This window comes from Streptomyces eurythermus, assembly GCF_014649115.1.
Classification (GTDB): Bacteria; Actinomycetota; Actinomycetes; order Streptomycetales; family Streptomycetaceae; genus Streptomyces; species Streptomyces eurythermus.
On the sequence record NZ_BMSK01000008.1, the window covers coordinates 198,619 to 211,994 of the forward strand.

Genomic DNA, 13,376 nt, shown 5'->3' on the forward strand with positions numbered 1-13,376 from the left:
GGGCTCAGCCGAACAGCGGGAAGCGGTCGGCCGCCGGACCCGGGGCGGCGCGCTCGGTATCGGTGGGCGCGGCGCGGCCGGTGCGTACACGCGCGTAGTGGGCGTTGCTCCACTTCGGCGGGCCGGGCAGGCCGTCGAGGGCCACGCTGCCGCCCCGGCCGGCCCCTCGGGGGAGGGCCCCGGCGCGTGCGTCAGTGCCGCGCCCAGGTCGAGGTGGTGGGCGGTCGCCCCCACCGCGAGCGAGGTGATCGGGACGCCGGCCGTCGGCGTCGGCCGCCTCGGCTGTCGTCGCCGGCCTCTGCGACGGGGAGTCGTGGCAGCGACGAGGGCTCGCGCGGGTTGCGGCCCGGTGGCTGTGCCGCTCGCGGGGCACCGGGACGCACATGACCCCGGGCCGCCTCGTGGGCGGTCCCGGGTCATGTGTCGGCGGGGGTGCGCTCAGGCGGCGGCGATGCGCTTGGCCAGCTCCCGCGCCTTGGTGGCGGCGTCCTCCAGGGCACGGTCACGGGAGGCCTCGTACAGCGGGACCAGTTCGGCCATCGCCGGGTTCACGGTCGCCATGGTCAGCTCGGGGACGATGAAGTCCACGTCCAGGCCGAGGCCCGTGCCGAGCGCGGCGTTGAGGTAGTTCTGCACGTACTCGAAGTCCTCGCGCGGGGTGCCCGGCGCGTAGGAGCCGCCCCGGCTGGCGACGACGGTCACCGGGGTGCCCTTGGCGGACTGGGTCTCGCCCGCGGTGCGGCCCATCAGGATCACGTTGTCCAGCCAGGCCTTGAGGGTGGAGGGGATCGTGTAGTTGTACATCGGCGCGCCGATCAGCACCGCGTCGGCCTGCTCCAGCTCCTCTATCAGCTTGACGCGCTCGGCGAACGCGGCGGCCTGCTCGGGGGTGTGGGTGTCCGGGTCGGTGAAGCCGGCGAGGTGGGTGTCGGCGGTGATGTGCGGAACGGGCTGCGCCGCGAGGTCGCGGTAGATGACCGTGCCCTCGGGGTGCTCCTCCTGCCAGTGCTTGCGGAAGGCCTCCGTGACGACACGCGAGGCCGACGCCTCGGCCGGGAACACGGAGGAATCGATGTGGAGCAGGGTGGCCATGGGTGTCTCCAGAAAAGAGCGGGAACAGCCGGACGCCGGAAGCGCGGGCTGATGTTTCGTACTGGACTACTTTTAGCACATGAACTTACTTTTCTTCAGCACCCTACGGCGGGGTAGTACCCTGACGACATGGACGAGAACCACGACAGTGCGGCCTGCAAGCGGGTGGACGACGGCATCACCCGCGTCTTCCAGCTCCTCGGCAAGCGCTGGAGCGGGCCCATCGTGGCCGTCCTGGTGGGACAGCCCGCCTACTTCACCGACCTGCGGCGGGCCGTCCCCGGCATCAGCGAGCGCATGCTCTCCGACCGGCTCGCCGAACTGGGCGCGGCCGGCCTCGTCCTGCGCGAGGTCGACGAGGGCCCCCCGCTGCGCGTCTCCTACCGGCTGACCGAGGCCGGCGCCGCCCTCGAGCCCGCCCTCCGCGAACTGGCGCAGTGGGCCAAGGACCACCTCCCGGACGTCCCGGAGTGCACGGGGGCCGCCCTGGACCGGCCGCGGCGGGCATCGGCCTGACCCTCCCGGGCCACCGCCGAACGGAGGCTGCCGCGGTACCGGCCGAGCCCGTCAGTCCAGGATCGTGGCGAGGCCGCGGCGGCGAAGCTCGGCCAGAGCCTCGAGCATGGCCTCGATCTGCTCGGGGGAGTGCCCGACCCAGTCCTTCAGCTCCGACACGACGCGCACGGGCTCGCGGGTGCGGTAGGAACGGGTGGGGTTGCCCGGCAACTTCTTGTCGGTGACGTTGGGATCGTCCTCCAGCTCACCGGTCGGCTCCACCACGTAGATCCGGCCCGGCCCGTCGCCGGCCGCCAGCTCCGCGCCCCAGGCGGCGGCGTCCAGCGTCTCGGAAAAATAGACATGGCGGGAGACGCGCCCTTCCTCGTAGTTGGACGCGTGGCCGGGGGTCAGCACATCCCCGGGAACGAGGTCTGCCTTCGTACCGTGCAGGTACGTCCCCGCCTCGTACACCTGGAAGGGGACAGGGGCGTTGGTCATGGGCTGCTCCTTGGGCCTGGACTCGGGCCAACAGGAAACCACGGCAGCCCCGTTGGTCCGCCAGGCGGCCTGCCGTGGTTCCCCCGCACTGCCCGGTCACGACCCGGTGGGCGGTCGCCGTCCCGCGCGCCGGCGCCGGCCGTCTCAGTCGACCGGCCAGGTGTGTACCGGGGCGTTGAGGTGCATGTAGTCGATGTACACCTCGGTCATCCTGCGCAGCGCCTCATGCCGGCCGGCGTGCGCGGTGGCGTCGACGTGGTGGCACATCTCCTTCTGCCACACCGCTCCGTTGCGCGCCGTCACACACCGCTGCTCGATCACCCCGAGCAGCGGCTCCCGCCAGGCCGCGTCCATACCGGAGTGCTCCAGGCCCCGGTGCGCGAGCGGCAGCAGCCGGCGCAGCACCAGCTCCGGCGCCGGCACCTCGCCCATCCCGGGCCAGTACAGCGGCGCGTCGATGCCCAGCCGGGCGGCCGTGTGCAGATTGTCCTCGGCGGCGGCGAAGGACATCCGCGACCACACCGGCCGGTCCCCCTCCACCAGCGCCCGGGTCAGACCGTAGTAGAAGGCCCCGTTGGCGAGGGTGTCGGCGACGGTCGGGCCGGCGGGCAGCACCCGGTTCTCCACCCGGATGTGCGGACGGTCGTGGGCGACGGCGTACACCGGCCGGTTCCAGCGGTAGATCGTGCCGTTGTGCAGGGTGAGTTCGGCCAGTTCGGGGACGTCGCCGCGGTCCAGTGTCTCCATCGGGTCCTGCGCGTCGCACAGCGGAAGGAGGGCCGGGAAGTAGCGCAGATTCTCCTCGAACAGGTCGAAGACGCTGTTGATCCACCGCTCCCCGAACCACACCCGCGGCCGCACCCCCTGCACCTTGATCTCCTCCGGCCGGGTGTCGGTGGCCTGCTCGAACAACGGGATCCGGGTCTCGTGCCACAACTCCTTGCCGAACAGGAACGGCGAGTTGGCCGCGAGCGCGACCTGCACCCCGGCGATCGCCTGCGCCGCGTTCCAGTAGCCGGCGAACTCCTCCGGCGACACCTGGAGGTGGAACTGCGTGCTGGTGCACGCGGCCTCCGGGGTGATCGTGTCGGCGTAGGTCCGCAACCGGTCCGTTCCGTCGATCTCGATGCGCAGATCCTCGCCGCGGGCCGCGAAGACCTGGTCGTTGAGCAGCCGGTAGCGGGGGTTCTCCGACAACGCGTCCTCGCCGATCTCCTCCTGCCGCAGGGTGGGCAGGATCCCGATCATGATCAGCCGGGCGCCGGCCGACCGGGCCCGCTCGTCGGCGTGGTTCAGCGCGGCCCGGATCTCCCCCTCCCAGGCGTCCGGACCGCCCGCGGTCAGCCGCCGGGGCGGCACGTTGATCTCCAGGTTGAACCGGCCCAGCTCGGTGGACCACGCGGGGTCGGAGATCGCCGCCAGCACATCGGTGTTGCGCATCGCCGGCTCGCCGGCGTCGTCCACCAGGTTCAGCTCCATCTCCAGGCCGACCTGCGGACGCTCGGCCTCGAAACGCGCCTCGCGCAGCATCTGCGCGAACGCCTCCAGACACGCCTGCATCTTGATCCGGTACCGGCGGCGGTCCTCGCGGGTGAAGACGAGCGCCGGGACGTCCCGTCCCATCGGCCCTCCCAGGTCCCCTCGTCGGACACCTTCCTCTCCAGCGTCGCACCGGGGGGGGTCCGGGCACCATGCAGGCCGGGGGAGGAGGCGGTGGCCGGCCGCCCGGCCGGGGTGAGGGGACCGGCGGTGCCACTGCGGGAGTGAGGGGCGAGGGTGGTCCGGCCGGTCGGGACGTCTCGCGGCGGTCAGGGCTTCTTGCGGGCCACGCCGCCGTAGAAACCTATCTCCTCGGAGCGGGGCGGCGGCGGGGTGTCCGGGCGCCAGAACGGGACCTGGGCCAGGCCCGGTTCCACCAGCTCGAAACCGTCGAAGAACCGCTCCACCTCGGCCCGGCCGCGCAGGTTCAGGGACGCGGTGGCGTTGGTGTAGACGGCCTGGGCGTCGGTGCGGTCGGCGAAGTCGCCCGTGGCGTGCGACAGCACCAGGAAGCTCCCGGCGGGCAGCGCTTCGCGCAGCGTGGCGACGACCTCGGCGGGCCGGTCCGTGTCGGCCAGGAAGTGCAGGATGGCGACGAGGAGCAGGGCCACCGGCTGATCGAAGTCGATGAGCTGGCGGACGTCGGGGTGGTCGAGCACGGCGCGCGGGTCGCGCAGGTCGCCGAGGACGATACGGGTCGTACCGGACCGGCTGAGCAGGGCGTTGCCGTGCGCGGCGACGATCGGGTCGTTGTCGACGTAGGCCACGCGGACGTCGGGCGCCACCGTCTGGGCCACCTCGTGCACGTTCGGGGACGTGGGCAGCCCGGTGCCGATGTCCAGGATCTGCCGGATCCCGCTGCCCACCACGTACCGGACGGCACGCTGCAGGAAGGCGCGGTTCGCCCGGACACCGATGCGTGCCTCGGGGGCCGCGGCGGCCAGTGCGTCGCCCGCCCGCTGGTCCACCTCGTAGTTGTCCTTGCCGCCCAGCAGATAGTCGTAGATCCGCGCGGGGTGCGGCTTGCTGGTGTCGATGGTGACGGCCTCGTAGCCGTTCTCTGTCACGCTGTGCTCCTCTCGGCGGCCGGCCCGGCCTCGGTCCGCGACGGCCGGGCCCAGCCTCCCACAGGAACTTCCCGGAGGGTCACGGGAGTTCCCGCAGGCCCGGGGTGGTAGGCGCGGCCGGGGCGGCCCGCCCTTTGAGCACCACCCTCCGGTTACGAGCCGTCGCTCTCCGGCCGTCGGCCGACGGTTCGGCGGGGGCCGCCCGAGGACCTCACCCAGCCGGCTCCCGTCAGGTGGCACACGCACCACCGGGGACGGAGAGTCGGAACAGACCGGCGGTGCGGGCACGTCCGCCGGCCGTCCCCCACGGACCGGCACGCCGTCTCGGCCGCCCAGGCGGCGGCGGGCCGCCCGGCAGGGGCGGGGAACGGTAAATCCATTGCGCTCGGGCCGTTCCCCGCCCCGTCGGTCGCCGGGCCGCCGCCCGCCCGAAAACGATGTGCGCCGGTGCCGGCGCCCGCGCAGGCCGACCGGATGAAGGCCCGCTCCGCCACCGCCACCATGGCCCGGCGCGCGGACCGGATGCCGGCCGGGCTGGAGCCGCGGCGGCGCGCCGAGAAGACGGCGCGGATCCGGCTGCCCGAACCCGCCCCCTGCGGGCGGACACCGCTCGGCGCGATCAGCCTCGCCACGTCCTACGGCGGCCACCGCGTCCTCGCCGGGGTGGACCTCGCCGTGGGCCGGGGCGGCCGACTGGTGGTGCTCGGCCTGAACGGCGCCGGCAAGACCACCCTGCCGCGGATCCCGGCCGGCGCGGAGCGCCCCGACGCCGGCCGCGTGGTGCACGGGCACGCGCCGCGGCTGGGCCGCTTCGCCCAGGAGCACGACACGCTCGACCCCCGGCGCACGGTCCTGGAGAACCTGGCCTTGGCCGCACCGCACCTGACCCCGGGCGAGGCCCGGCGCGTCCTGGGCGCCTGCCTGTTCACCGGGGACGACGCCGACAAGCCCGCGGCGTGCTGTCGGGCGGCGAGAAGACCCGGCCGGCACTGGCCGGCCTGGTCCACTCCGGGGCGAACGTGCTGCTGCTGTACGAGCCGGCCAACCACCTCGACCCGGACTCCCGCGCCGAGGTGCTGGACGCGGTCGGCTCGTATCCCGGCGCGATCGTGAAGGTCACCCACCGATCGTGAAGGTCACCCACGACGAGGGCGCCATCGACGCCCTGCGCCCCGACCGGGTCCTGCTGCCGGCCGCCGGCGAGGACCTGTGGAGCGAGGGCCACCGCGACCTGATCGCCCTCGCCTGACCCGGGACAGGTCCGTACGGCGGTACAGGTCCGTACGGCGGTTCAGGTCCGTACCGCGGTCAGAAATGCGTGCCGCCGTCGACGCGGATCTCGGTCCCGGTGATGAACGCGCCGTCCCGCGAGCCGAGCATCGCCACGACGGAGGCAACCGTCTCCGGGCCGGCGAACCCCTGGCCGAGCGCCGGGGAGAGCTTGGCGAACAGGCTCATGTCGGCGTCGGCGGGCAGCCCGGGCCCGTTGCTCAGCCCGCTGGCGCCGCTGCCGTCGGTCATCCCGCTGGAGATGGAACCGGGCTGGACGGCGGTGAAGCGGATGCCCCGGCTCGCGTACTCGGAGGCGAGCGCGTGCGTCATCGACTGGATGCCGCCCTTGCTCGCCGCGTACGCCGCCATATAGGGGTGCGCGAAGACGGCCGAGGTGGAGCTGAAGTTGACGACCGCCGCGTCCCGGCCCGCCAGCAGCGCCGGGATCGCCTCGCGGATCACGAGGAACGTGCCGACCAGGTTCACCTGGAGGACGCGGGTGAACTCCTCCAGGCTCGTCTCGTGCGAGTGCGAGGAGCGCAGGATCCCGGCGGCGTTGACCAGCACGTCCAGCCCGCCGAGCGCGGCCGTCGCGGCGGCGACACCGGCGCGTACGGAGGTCTCGTCGGCGACGTCGATGACGACGGTGGTGAGCCGGTCCGCGTACCCGGCCGCCTTCTCCGCGGTGTCCCGCAGGCCCCGCTCGCTCACGTCCGCGGCCACCACGCTGCCGCCCTCGGCGAGGACGCGCAGCACGGTGGCCTGGCCGATGCCGGAGCCGCCCCCGGTGATCAGCGCGCGGCGGCCTTCGTAGCGGTTCATGTGTTCTCCTGCCCGGCCCGCCGGGGCGCGGCGGGCCCTGTACGACGCCGGTTCTCTTGCCGTCCGGCGCCCGATAGCCTTCACGTTACGCCTAGGTGGCACGTTTTGCCATTTCGGCATCGCGTGCCGCCCAGGCTCGTCGGGTCGTACTCTTCTGGGATGAGCACCAAGCCCCCCACCTCCCTCACCGAGCGCCGCAAGGCCGCGACCCAGCTGGACATCGCCCACGCGGCGGCGGAGCTGTTCGCCGCGCAGGGGCCGCACGCGACCACCGCCGAGGAGATCGCCCGGCACGCGGGCGTGGCGCTGCGCACCTTCTACCGCTACTTCCGCTCCAAGCAGGACGCGGTGAGCCCCCTGCTCGCGGCCGGCGCCGACCGGTGGCGGGCGCTGCTGGAGGCGGCCGAGCCCGGGGCGGGTCTGCCGCGGGCGCTGGAGGCGGCGGTCGAGGAGTCGCTGGCGGCACCCGACGAGGAGGCCGCCGCGGCGCTGGAGCGGACGCGGGGACTGCTGCGGGCCGCCGCGGACGATCCCGCGCTGCGCGCGGTCTGGTACCGGGTGAACCAGGAGTCGGAGGAACGGCTCGTCCCGGTCGTCACCCGGCTGGCGGACGGCAGCCTGGAGGTCTTGCAGGTGCGCCTGGTCGCGGCGGCCGCCACGGACGCGATCCGCATCGCGCTGGAGACCTGGGCCGCCACGGAGGCGGGCGTCACGGGCGAGGGGTCACCGGCCGCGCTCGCACTCCGCTGCCTGCGCCAACTCCTGGGCGGACTGGAGGAGTTGCCGCCCGGCGGCGACCGGTAGGACGGCCGGCTCGCATCCCGGGCCGGGGCCGTTGTCAGTGGGTGCCCCTAACGTGAACAGCAGTCGGGGACCCGCCGGAACGGCCGCGGGTCCGTCTTGGGGAGGGGTCTGCCATGTCCACGGGGTCCGCGGTGTCGACGACGTACCTGGAGCTGTCACAGGAGGGCGGCGGCGCCCACAAGTTCTACGAGGTGACCGTCGACGGCCGGGTCGTGACGGTGCGCTACGGCAGGATCGGCGCCGCCGGGCAGACGCAGACGACGACGTTCCCGACCGAGGAGAAGGCGCGGGCCGCCGCCGCGAAGAAGGCCGGCGAGAAGATCCGCAAGGGGTACGCGCCGGCCGTCCAAGGGCAGCGCGCGCCGCGTGCGGTGACCCGACGTCAGGTCAGCTCGGCACCCTCCACGGCGCGGGCCGTGGCACCGGTGCTGTGGCGGTTCCGCACCGGCTCGGCCGCGTTCGGCATCCACGTGGACGACGAGCGCTGCTGGGTGGGCAACCAGGCCGGTGACGTCTACACCCTGGACCACGAGGGCGCCGTGCTGGCCCGCTTCAGCCTGCCGGACGGCGTGAAGTGCCTGGTTGCCGACGACTTCTGGATCTACGCCGGCTGCGACGACGGCACGGTGTACGACCTGTCCTCCAAACTGCCCTTCGCCGCCTACGACATCGCCGCCGACGTCGACATCTTCTGGCTGGACATCCACGAGGGCGTCCTGGACGTCTCGGACCGCGCCGGCCGGCTCACCGTCATCGACCACGAGGACGAACACCAGTGGTCCCGCCGCAGCCAGGGCGAGCACGCCTGGATGGTCCGCGCCGACGACCGGGCCGTCTACCACGGCCACCAGCGTGGCGTCACCGCCTACGCGCCGGACGGCGGCGGCGAGTTGTGGCACACGCCCACCAACGGCGGCGTGCTGTTCGGCTGGCAGGAGCGGGAGGCGGTGTACGCGGGCACCGCGCACCGCGTGGTCCAGCGGCTGTCGAAGGCCACCGGCGCGATCGAGGCGACGTACGCCTGCGACAGCGCGGTGTACTCGTGCGCCACCTCACCCGGCGGCCGCTTCGTCTTCGCCGGGGACGCGGCCTCCTCCGTCTACTGCTTCGACCAGCACGGCACGCGGCTGTGGAAGCTGGGCACGGGCGGCGGCTCGGCGCTGTCGATGCAGTACCGCGACGAGCGGCTGTACCTGGTCACCACCGACGGCTCCCTGGTCTGCGTCGACGCGAGCGAGGCGGCGATCGCCGCGGCCCAGCAGGGCACCGTCCCGGTGGTGCGGGACGTCAAGCTCGCCGCCGCCACCCCGACGTACGCCCCGGCCACGGCCGTGACCGCGGTCTCCACGGTCGACCGGGCACCCGCCGGAGCGATCGTGGTCGAATGCGTCCAGGAGGCCGGCCGGGTCCGGGTGCACGTCGTCTCCGAAGGCTACGACCACTCCTGGAACGTCCAGTTCCCCCGCGCGATACGCGAACCCGGCGCCCGCTACGTCGTGGACGCCCTGCACCCCGCGTCGGGCGGCTTCTACCGAGTCCGCGGCGACATCCACCGCCTCCTGTGACCCGGCCCCGGGCCGCCGAAGCCGTACGGTCGTCAGGGCACGGCACGCAGCGGCCGGCAGGCAACGGCCCGTTCCTCCGCCCCGCCCCGCCCGTCCGGCTCCACCCGGTACAGCCGGGCGTCCGGCCTCCGGGACACCGCCTCCGTCAGACCCCCGTCCGTGAACAGGACGGCCACGCCGCCCTCCAACGCCCAGCCGGCGGGCAGCGCCCCACTGCCGGGCGGATGCCGCGCGCACCGATTCCTGCGGCCCGCTCGCCGCTCTGCGGGACGGGCTGGGGCTGGTGCCGGATTCGGTGGGCCCGCAGTCAGGGGAGCACGGGCGCCGCCCGTTCCAGTACCTCCCGTGCGGCGGGCAGTGCCTCGGTGCGGTCCTGGGGGACCAGGCCGATGCGGGTGCGGCGGTCCAGGAGGTCGGAGTCGTCCAGGGCGCCCTCGTGGCGGATCGCCCAGAGGAGTTCGGCGCGGGTGACGGGGTGGCCGGGGAGCACGGGCTCTGCCAGGCCGGGGTTCTCGGTGACGAGGGCGTGGACGGCCACGGCCTCGGTGCCGTAGCGGTGGACCAGGCGGCGGGGTGCGGGCAGCGCGCGCAGACGGTCGGGGGCGGCGGCGCCGACCAGCGGCAGGGCCGCGGTGGGGGAGGGGGCCGCGCGCAGGCCCCTCGCCTCGGCGGCGGCGTCCACGGCGTCCTGCGCCATCCGCCGGTAGGTGGTCAGCTTGCCGCCGACCACGGTGGTGACACCATCGGGCGAGGTGAGCACCGCGTGCCGGCGGGAGATGTCCGAGGTGCGGGCCCGGGTATCGGCCCCGGAGCCGGGCGAGGTGTCGAGCAGGGGACGCAGCCCGGCGAAGGCGCCGACCACCTCCTCCCGCGCCACGGGGGCGTCCAGCACCGAACCGAGCACGTCGAGCAGGAAGCCGATGTCGGTCTCGGGCACCTCGGGCACGTCCGGGACCCCGTCGTCCACCGGTTCGTCGGTCAGCCCGACGTAGACCCGGCCGTCTCCCTGCGGCAGCACCAGCACGAAGCGGTTGGTCTCCCCGGGGATCGGGATGTGCAGCCCGGCCGGCAGGGCGCCGAGCCGCTCGGAGCGCAGGACCAGATGGGTGCCGCGCGACGGGCGGATCCGGATGCCCTCGGCGAGGGCGCCCGCCCACACCCCGGCCGCGTTGATCACGGCCCGCGCCCGGATCTCGCCCTCCTCGCCGGTGAGTTCGTCCCGGATCCGGGCGCCCGCCCCGGTCAGCTCCAGCGCCCGCACCCGGGTCAGCACCCGCGCGCCGTGCGCGGCGGCCGTCCGGGCCAGGGCGGTCACCAGACGGGCGTCGTCGGTCACCCGGCCGTCCCAGGACAGCAGCCCGCCGCGCAGTCCGGCCGCGCGGACCGAGGGCGCCAGATGCCGGGCCTCGGTCGCCGGCAGCCGGCGCGGCGCGGGCAGCACCTGCCGCGGTGTACGGGCGGCCACCCGCAGCATGTCCCCGGCCCGGAAGCCGGCCCACGCCAGCGCGGCCTGGGCCCGGGACACCAGCGGGGTCAGCGGCAGCACGAACGGCTGGGCGGCCACCAGGTGCGGCGCCGTACGGGTCATCAGCACCCCGCGCTCCACCGCGCTCTCGTGGGCGACGTCGAACTGCCCCGAGGCCAGATAGCGCAGCCCCCCGTGGATCAGCTTCGAGCTCCAGCGGGAGGTGCCGAAGGCCAGGTCGTGGGCGTCCACCGCGATGACGTCCAGCCCGCGGGCCGCCGCGTCCAGGGCCGCCCCGGCGCCCGTCGCGCCGAGCCCGACCACCAGGACGTCGGCCACCCGGCCGTCGGCGGCCTCGGCCAGTTCCCGGCGGCGCCGGTGTGCGCTCAGGGACGAGCCGGGCGCGGCCTCGGTGTCGCTCATGGCGTCAGGGTCCTCTCCAGAAGGGTGCGCAGCTCACCGAGGAACGCGGCGGAGTCCAGCTCCGGATCGTCCTCGTCGGTCATCGTGCGCAGGGACAGGGTGAAGGACTGCACGGTCAACAGCAGGGCGCGGGCCTGCCGTTCGGTGTGGCCGGGCCGTACGGAGCCGTCCGCGTGGCCCTCGCGCAGCGCGTCGCCCAGCAGCGCCAGCAGCGCCTCCTGGCTCGCGCCGCGCCGGTCGAGGACGTAGGGCAGCAGCAGTTCCGGATCGACGTCGACGATCTTGCGGAAGAGGGGATGCGCCCGGAACGCCTCGACGCCGGCCACCAGCCCGTCCACGATCCGGGTGCGCGTGGCGACGCCGGGCGCGGGCCGCGGGATCGCCCGGGTGGCCACGTCGATCCACTCCCGGGTCATCAGATCGCCCACCAGCGTCCGCAGGTCCGGCCAGCGCCGGTAGAGCGTCATCCGGGAGACCCCGGCGCGGCGGGCGACGTCGGCGAGCGTGGTGCGCCGCACCCCGACGGCCAGCACACAGTCGCGTACCGCGTCGAGCACGGGATCGCCGTCCGAACCGTTGTGACGAATAGGCGTCATGTGTCACAGTGTAACGCCCCGGGAGCGGGACGGAAGCGGCACCGCTCCCGCACGGCTCACGATGACCGCCACCGCCCGGCCCACCGACCCTGTGAGGACGACCGTTCAATGGACATGCTGTGGAACGGCTGGGGCGACCCGGCCAAGGCGGCACCGCTGCCCGACTCGGTGACCGGGCTGCTGCGCGACCTGCTCGGTGTCAAGCCGCGCAGCACGCCCGCCCCCGGCCTGGCGGACCTCCGCCCGCCCGCCGTCACGGTCCGGCCCGCGGCCCTGAAGGCCCTCGCGGAGGCCGTCGGCGGCGAGGAACACGTCCGCACGGACGCCGAGAGCCGCATCCGGCACACCCGCGGCAAGTCCACCCCCGACCTGCTGCGCATCCGCGCCGGAGACGTCGCCGGCACACCCCAGGCCGTCGTCCTGCCCGCCGGTCACGACGAGGTCCTCGCCGTGCTGCGCGCCTGCGCCGCGCACGGCCTGGCCGTCGTCCCCTTCGGCGGCGGCACCTCCGTGGTGGGCGGACTCGCCCCGCACCGCGGCATGTTCGTCGCCCTGGACCTGCGCCGCATGAACGGCCTGCTCGACCTGGACCCCGTCTCGCGCACCGCCGTCCTCCAGCCCGGCCTGCGCGCCCCCGAGGCCGAACGCCGGCTCAACGAACGCGGCTACACCCTCGGCCACTTCCCGCAGTCCTTCGAGTGGGCCACCATCGGCGGATTCGCCGCCGCCCGCTCCAGCGGACAGGCGTCCGCCGGATACGGCCGCTTCGACGAGATGGTGCTCGCCCTCACCCTCGCCACCCCCGAGGGCACCCTCGACACCGGCCGCGCCCCGCGCTCCGCCGCAGGACCCGACCTGCGCCAGCTGATCCTCGGCTCGGAGGGCGCCTTCGGCGTCATCACCTCCGTCACCGTACGGATCCGCCCGCTGCCCGAGACCCGGGTGTACGAGGGCTGGCGGTTCGGCTCCTTCCAGGAGGGCACCGACGCGCTGCGCCGGCTCGCCCAGGACGGGCCCCGGCCGACCGTGCTGCGCCTGTCCGACGAGACCGAGACGCTCATCGGACTCGCCCAGCCCGACGCGATCGGCACCGGCCCGGAACAGGGCGGCGCCGGATGCCTGGCGATCACCGGCTACGAAGGCACGGCGGAGGACACCGCGCACCGGCGTGCCCGGGCCGCTGACGTCCTGACGGCCTGCGGCGGCACCCTGATCGGCGCCGAACCCGGCGAACGCTGGGCGCACGGCCGCTACTCCGCGCCGTATCTGCGCGACGCCCTGCTCGACGTGGGCGCCTTCGCCGAGACCCTGGAGACCGCCGCGTTCTGGTCCCGGATCCCCGAGCTGTACACGGCCGTCCGTACCGCCCTGACCGACACCCTCACCCAGGCCGGCACCCCGCCCCTGGTGATGTGCCACATCTCCCACGTGTACGAGAACGGCGCCTCGCTGTACTTCACCGTCGTCAGCGCCCAGGGCGAGGACCCGGTGGCCCACTGGACGCCCGCCAAGCACGCCGCCAACGAGGCCGTACTCGCCGCCGGCGGCACCATCTCCCACCACCACGGGGTGGGCACCGACCACCGCGACTGGTACGTCCGCGAGGCCGGCCCGCTCGGCGTCTCGGCGCTGCGCGCCGTCAAGCGGCGCCTGGACCCCGACGGCCTGCTCAACCCCGGCGTCCTGCTGCCCACCGACTGACCCCGCCCGATCCGACCGCCTGCCTCGGAGGCCC

The 13,376-nt window shown here is 74.3% G+C and carries 13 protein-coding genes and 1 pseudogene; 5 read left to right on the forward strand and 9 right to left on the reverse strand.

Annotated elements, in window-relative coordinates:
• Positions 1 to 4: 4 nt before the first annotated feature.
• Positions 5 to 145 carry a hypothetical protein gene (locus tag IE251_RS17170; RefSeq protein WP_189753841.1) on the reverse strand — a complete coding sequence of 47 codons (141 nt, stop codon included), beginning with the start codon at positions 143 to 145 and terminating at the stop codon, positions 5 to 7.
• A 293-nt stretch (positions 146 to 438) separates the two neighbouring features.
• Positions 439 to 1,092: an FMN-dependent NADH-azoreductase gene (locus IE251_RS17175; RefSeq protein ID WP_189753842.1), complete on the reverse strand. Its 654-nt coding sequence runs from the start codon at positions 1,090 to 1,092 to the stop codon at positions 439 to 441.
• Positions 1,093 to 1,221: 129 nt separating this feature from the next.
• On the opposite strand from IE251_RS17175, the gene IE251_RS17180 reads away from it, so the two are divergent.
• A complete protein-coding gene (locus IE251_RS17180) occupies positions 1,222 to 1,608 on the forward strand; it encodes a winged helix-turn-helix transcriptional regulator (RefSeq protein WP_189753843.1) in 387 nt (128 codons plus the stop codon).
• Between the two features lie 51 nt (positions 1,609 to 1,659).
• On the opposite strand, the gene arr is transcribed toward IE251_RS17180, so the two are convergent.
• The 3 genes from arr to IE251_RS17195 form a co-directional block, all read right to left on the reverse strand.
• Positions 1,660 to 2,088 (reverse strand): NAD(+)--rifampin ADP-ribosyltransferase, encoded by a 429-nt coding sequence (gene arr / locus IE251_RS17185; protein ID WP_189753844.1) that lies wholly within the window; start codon positions 2,086 to 2,088, stop codon positions 1,660 to 1,662.
• Between the two features lie 144 nt (positions 2,089 to 2,232).
• Positions 2,233 to 3,711, reverse strand: coding sequence for a glutamate-cysteine ligase family protein (locus IE251_RS17190; protein WP_189753845.1), 1,479 nt, complete (start codon positions 3,709 to 3,711; stop codon positions 2,233 to 2,235).
• 185 nt (positions 3,712 to 3,896) lie between these two features.
• Positions 3,897 to 4,694 carry an SAM-dependent methyltransferase gene (locus IE251_RS17195; RefSeq protein WP_189753846.1) on the reverse strand — a complete coding sequence of 266 codons (798 nt, stop codon included), beginning with the start codon at positions 4,692 to 4,694 and terminating at the stop codon, positions 3,897 to 3,899.
• A 459-nt stretch (positions 4,695 to 5,153) separates the two neighbouring features.
• Between IE251_RS17195 and IE251_RS17200 the strand changes: the two are divergent.
• Positions 5,154 to 5,943, forward strand: a pseudogene (locus IE251_RS17200) (ATP-binding cassette domain-containing protein); the annotation flags it as partial.
• 59 nt (positions 5,944 to 6,002) lie between these two features.
• Here the strand turns inward: IE251_RS17200 and IE251_RS17205 are convergent.
• On the reverse strand, positions 6,003 to 6,788 hold the full coding sequence (locus IE251_RS17205; protein ID WP_189753847.1) for an SDR family NAD(P)-dependent oxidoreductase: 786 nt from the start codon (positions 6,786 to 6,788) through the stop codon (positions 6,003 to 6,005).
• Positions 6,789 to 6,947: 159 nt separating this feature from the next.
• On the opposite strand from IE251_RS17205, the gene IE251_RS17210 reads away from it, so the two are divergent.
• Positions 6,948 to 7,592, forward strand: a complete 645-nt coding sequence (locus IE251_RS17210) for a TetR/AcrR family transcriptional regulator (protein WP_189753848.1) — start codon at positions 6,948 to 6,950, stop codon at positions 7,590 to 7,592.
• 113 nt (positions 7,593 to 7,705) lie between these two features.
• Positions 7,706 to 9,157, forward strand: a complete 1,452-nt coding sequence (locus tag IE251_RS17215; protein WP_189753849.1) for a WGR domain-containing protein — start codon at positions 7,706 to 7,708, stop codon at positions 9,155 to 9,157.
• A gap of 32 nt (positions 9,158 to 9,189) precedes the next feature.
• Here the strand turns inward: IE251_RS17215 and IE251_RS17220 are convergent, their stop codons facing one another.
• The 3 genes from IE251_RS17220 to IE251_RS17230 all read right to left on the reverse strand — a co-directional run bounded on the left by IE251_RS17220 (position 9,190) and on the right by IE251_RS17230 (position 11,641).
• Positions 9,190 to 9,333, reverse strand: coding sequence for a hypothetical protein (locus IE251_RS17220; protein WP_189753850.1), 144 nt, complete (start codon positions 9,331 to 9,333; stop codon positions 9,190 to 9,192).
• A gap of 131 nt (positions 9,334 to 9,464) precedes the next feature.
• Positions 9,465 to 11,045 carry a glycerol-3-phosphate dehydrogenase/oxidase gene (locus tag IE251_RS17225; RefSeq protein WP_189753851.1) on the reverse strand — a complete coding sequence of 527 codons (1,581 nt, stop codon included), beginning with the start codon at positions 11,043 to 11,045 and terminating at the stop codon, positions 9,465 to 9,467.
• Positions 11,042 to 11,641 carry a TetR/AcrR family transcriptional regulator gene (locus IE251_RS17230; RefSeq protein ID WP_189753852.1) on the reverse strand — a complete coding sequence of 200 codons (600 nt, stop codon included), beginning with the start codon at positions 11,639 to 11,641 and terminating at the stop codon, positions 11,042 to 11,044. The genes IE251_RS17225 and IE251_RS17230 overlap by 4 nt, the downstream gene beginning before the upstream one ends.
• 108 nt (positions 11,642 to 11,749) lie before the next feature.
• Here IE251_RS17230 and IE251_RS17235 point away from each other — a divergent pair, with 108 nt between their 5' ends.
• Complete coding sequence (locus IE251_RS17235; RefSeq protein WP_189753853.1) at positions 11,750 to 13,342, forward strand: FAD-binding oxidoreductase; 1,593 nt, start codon at positions 11,750 to 11,752, stop codon at positions 13,340 to 13,342.
• Positions 13,343 to 13,376: the final 34 nt, after the last annotated feature.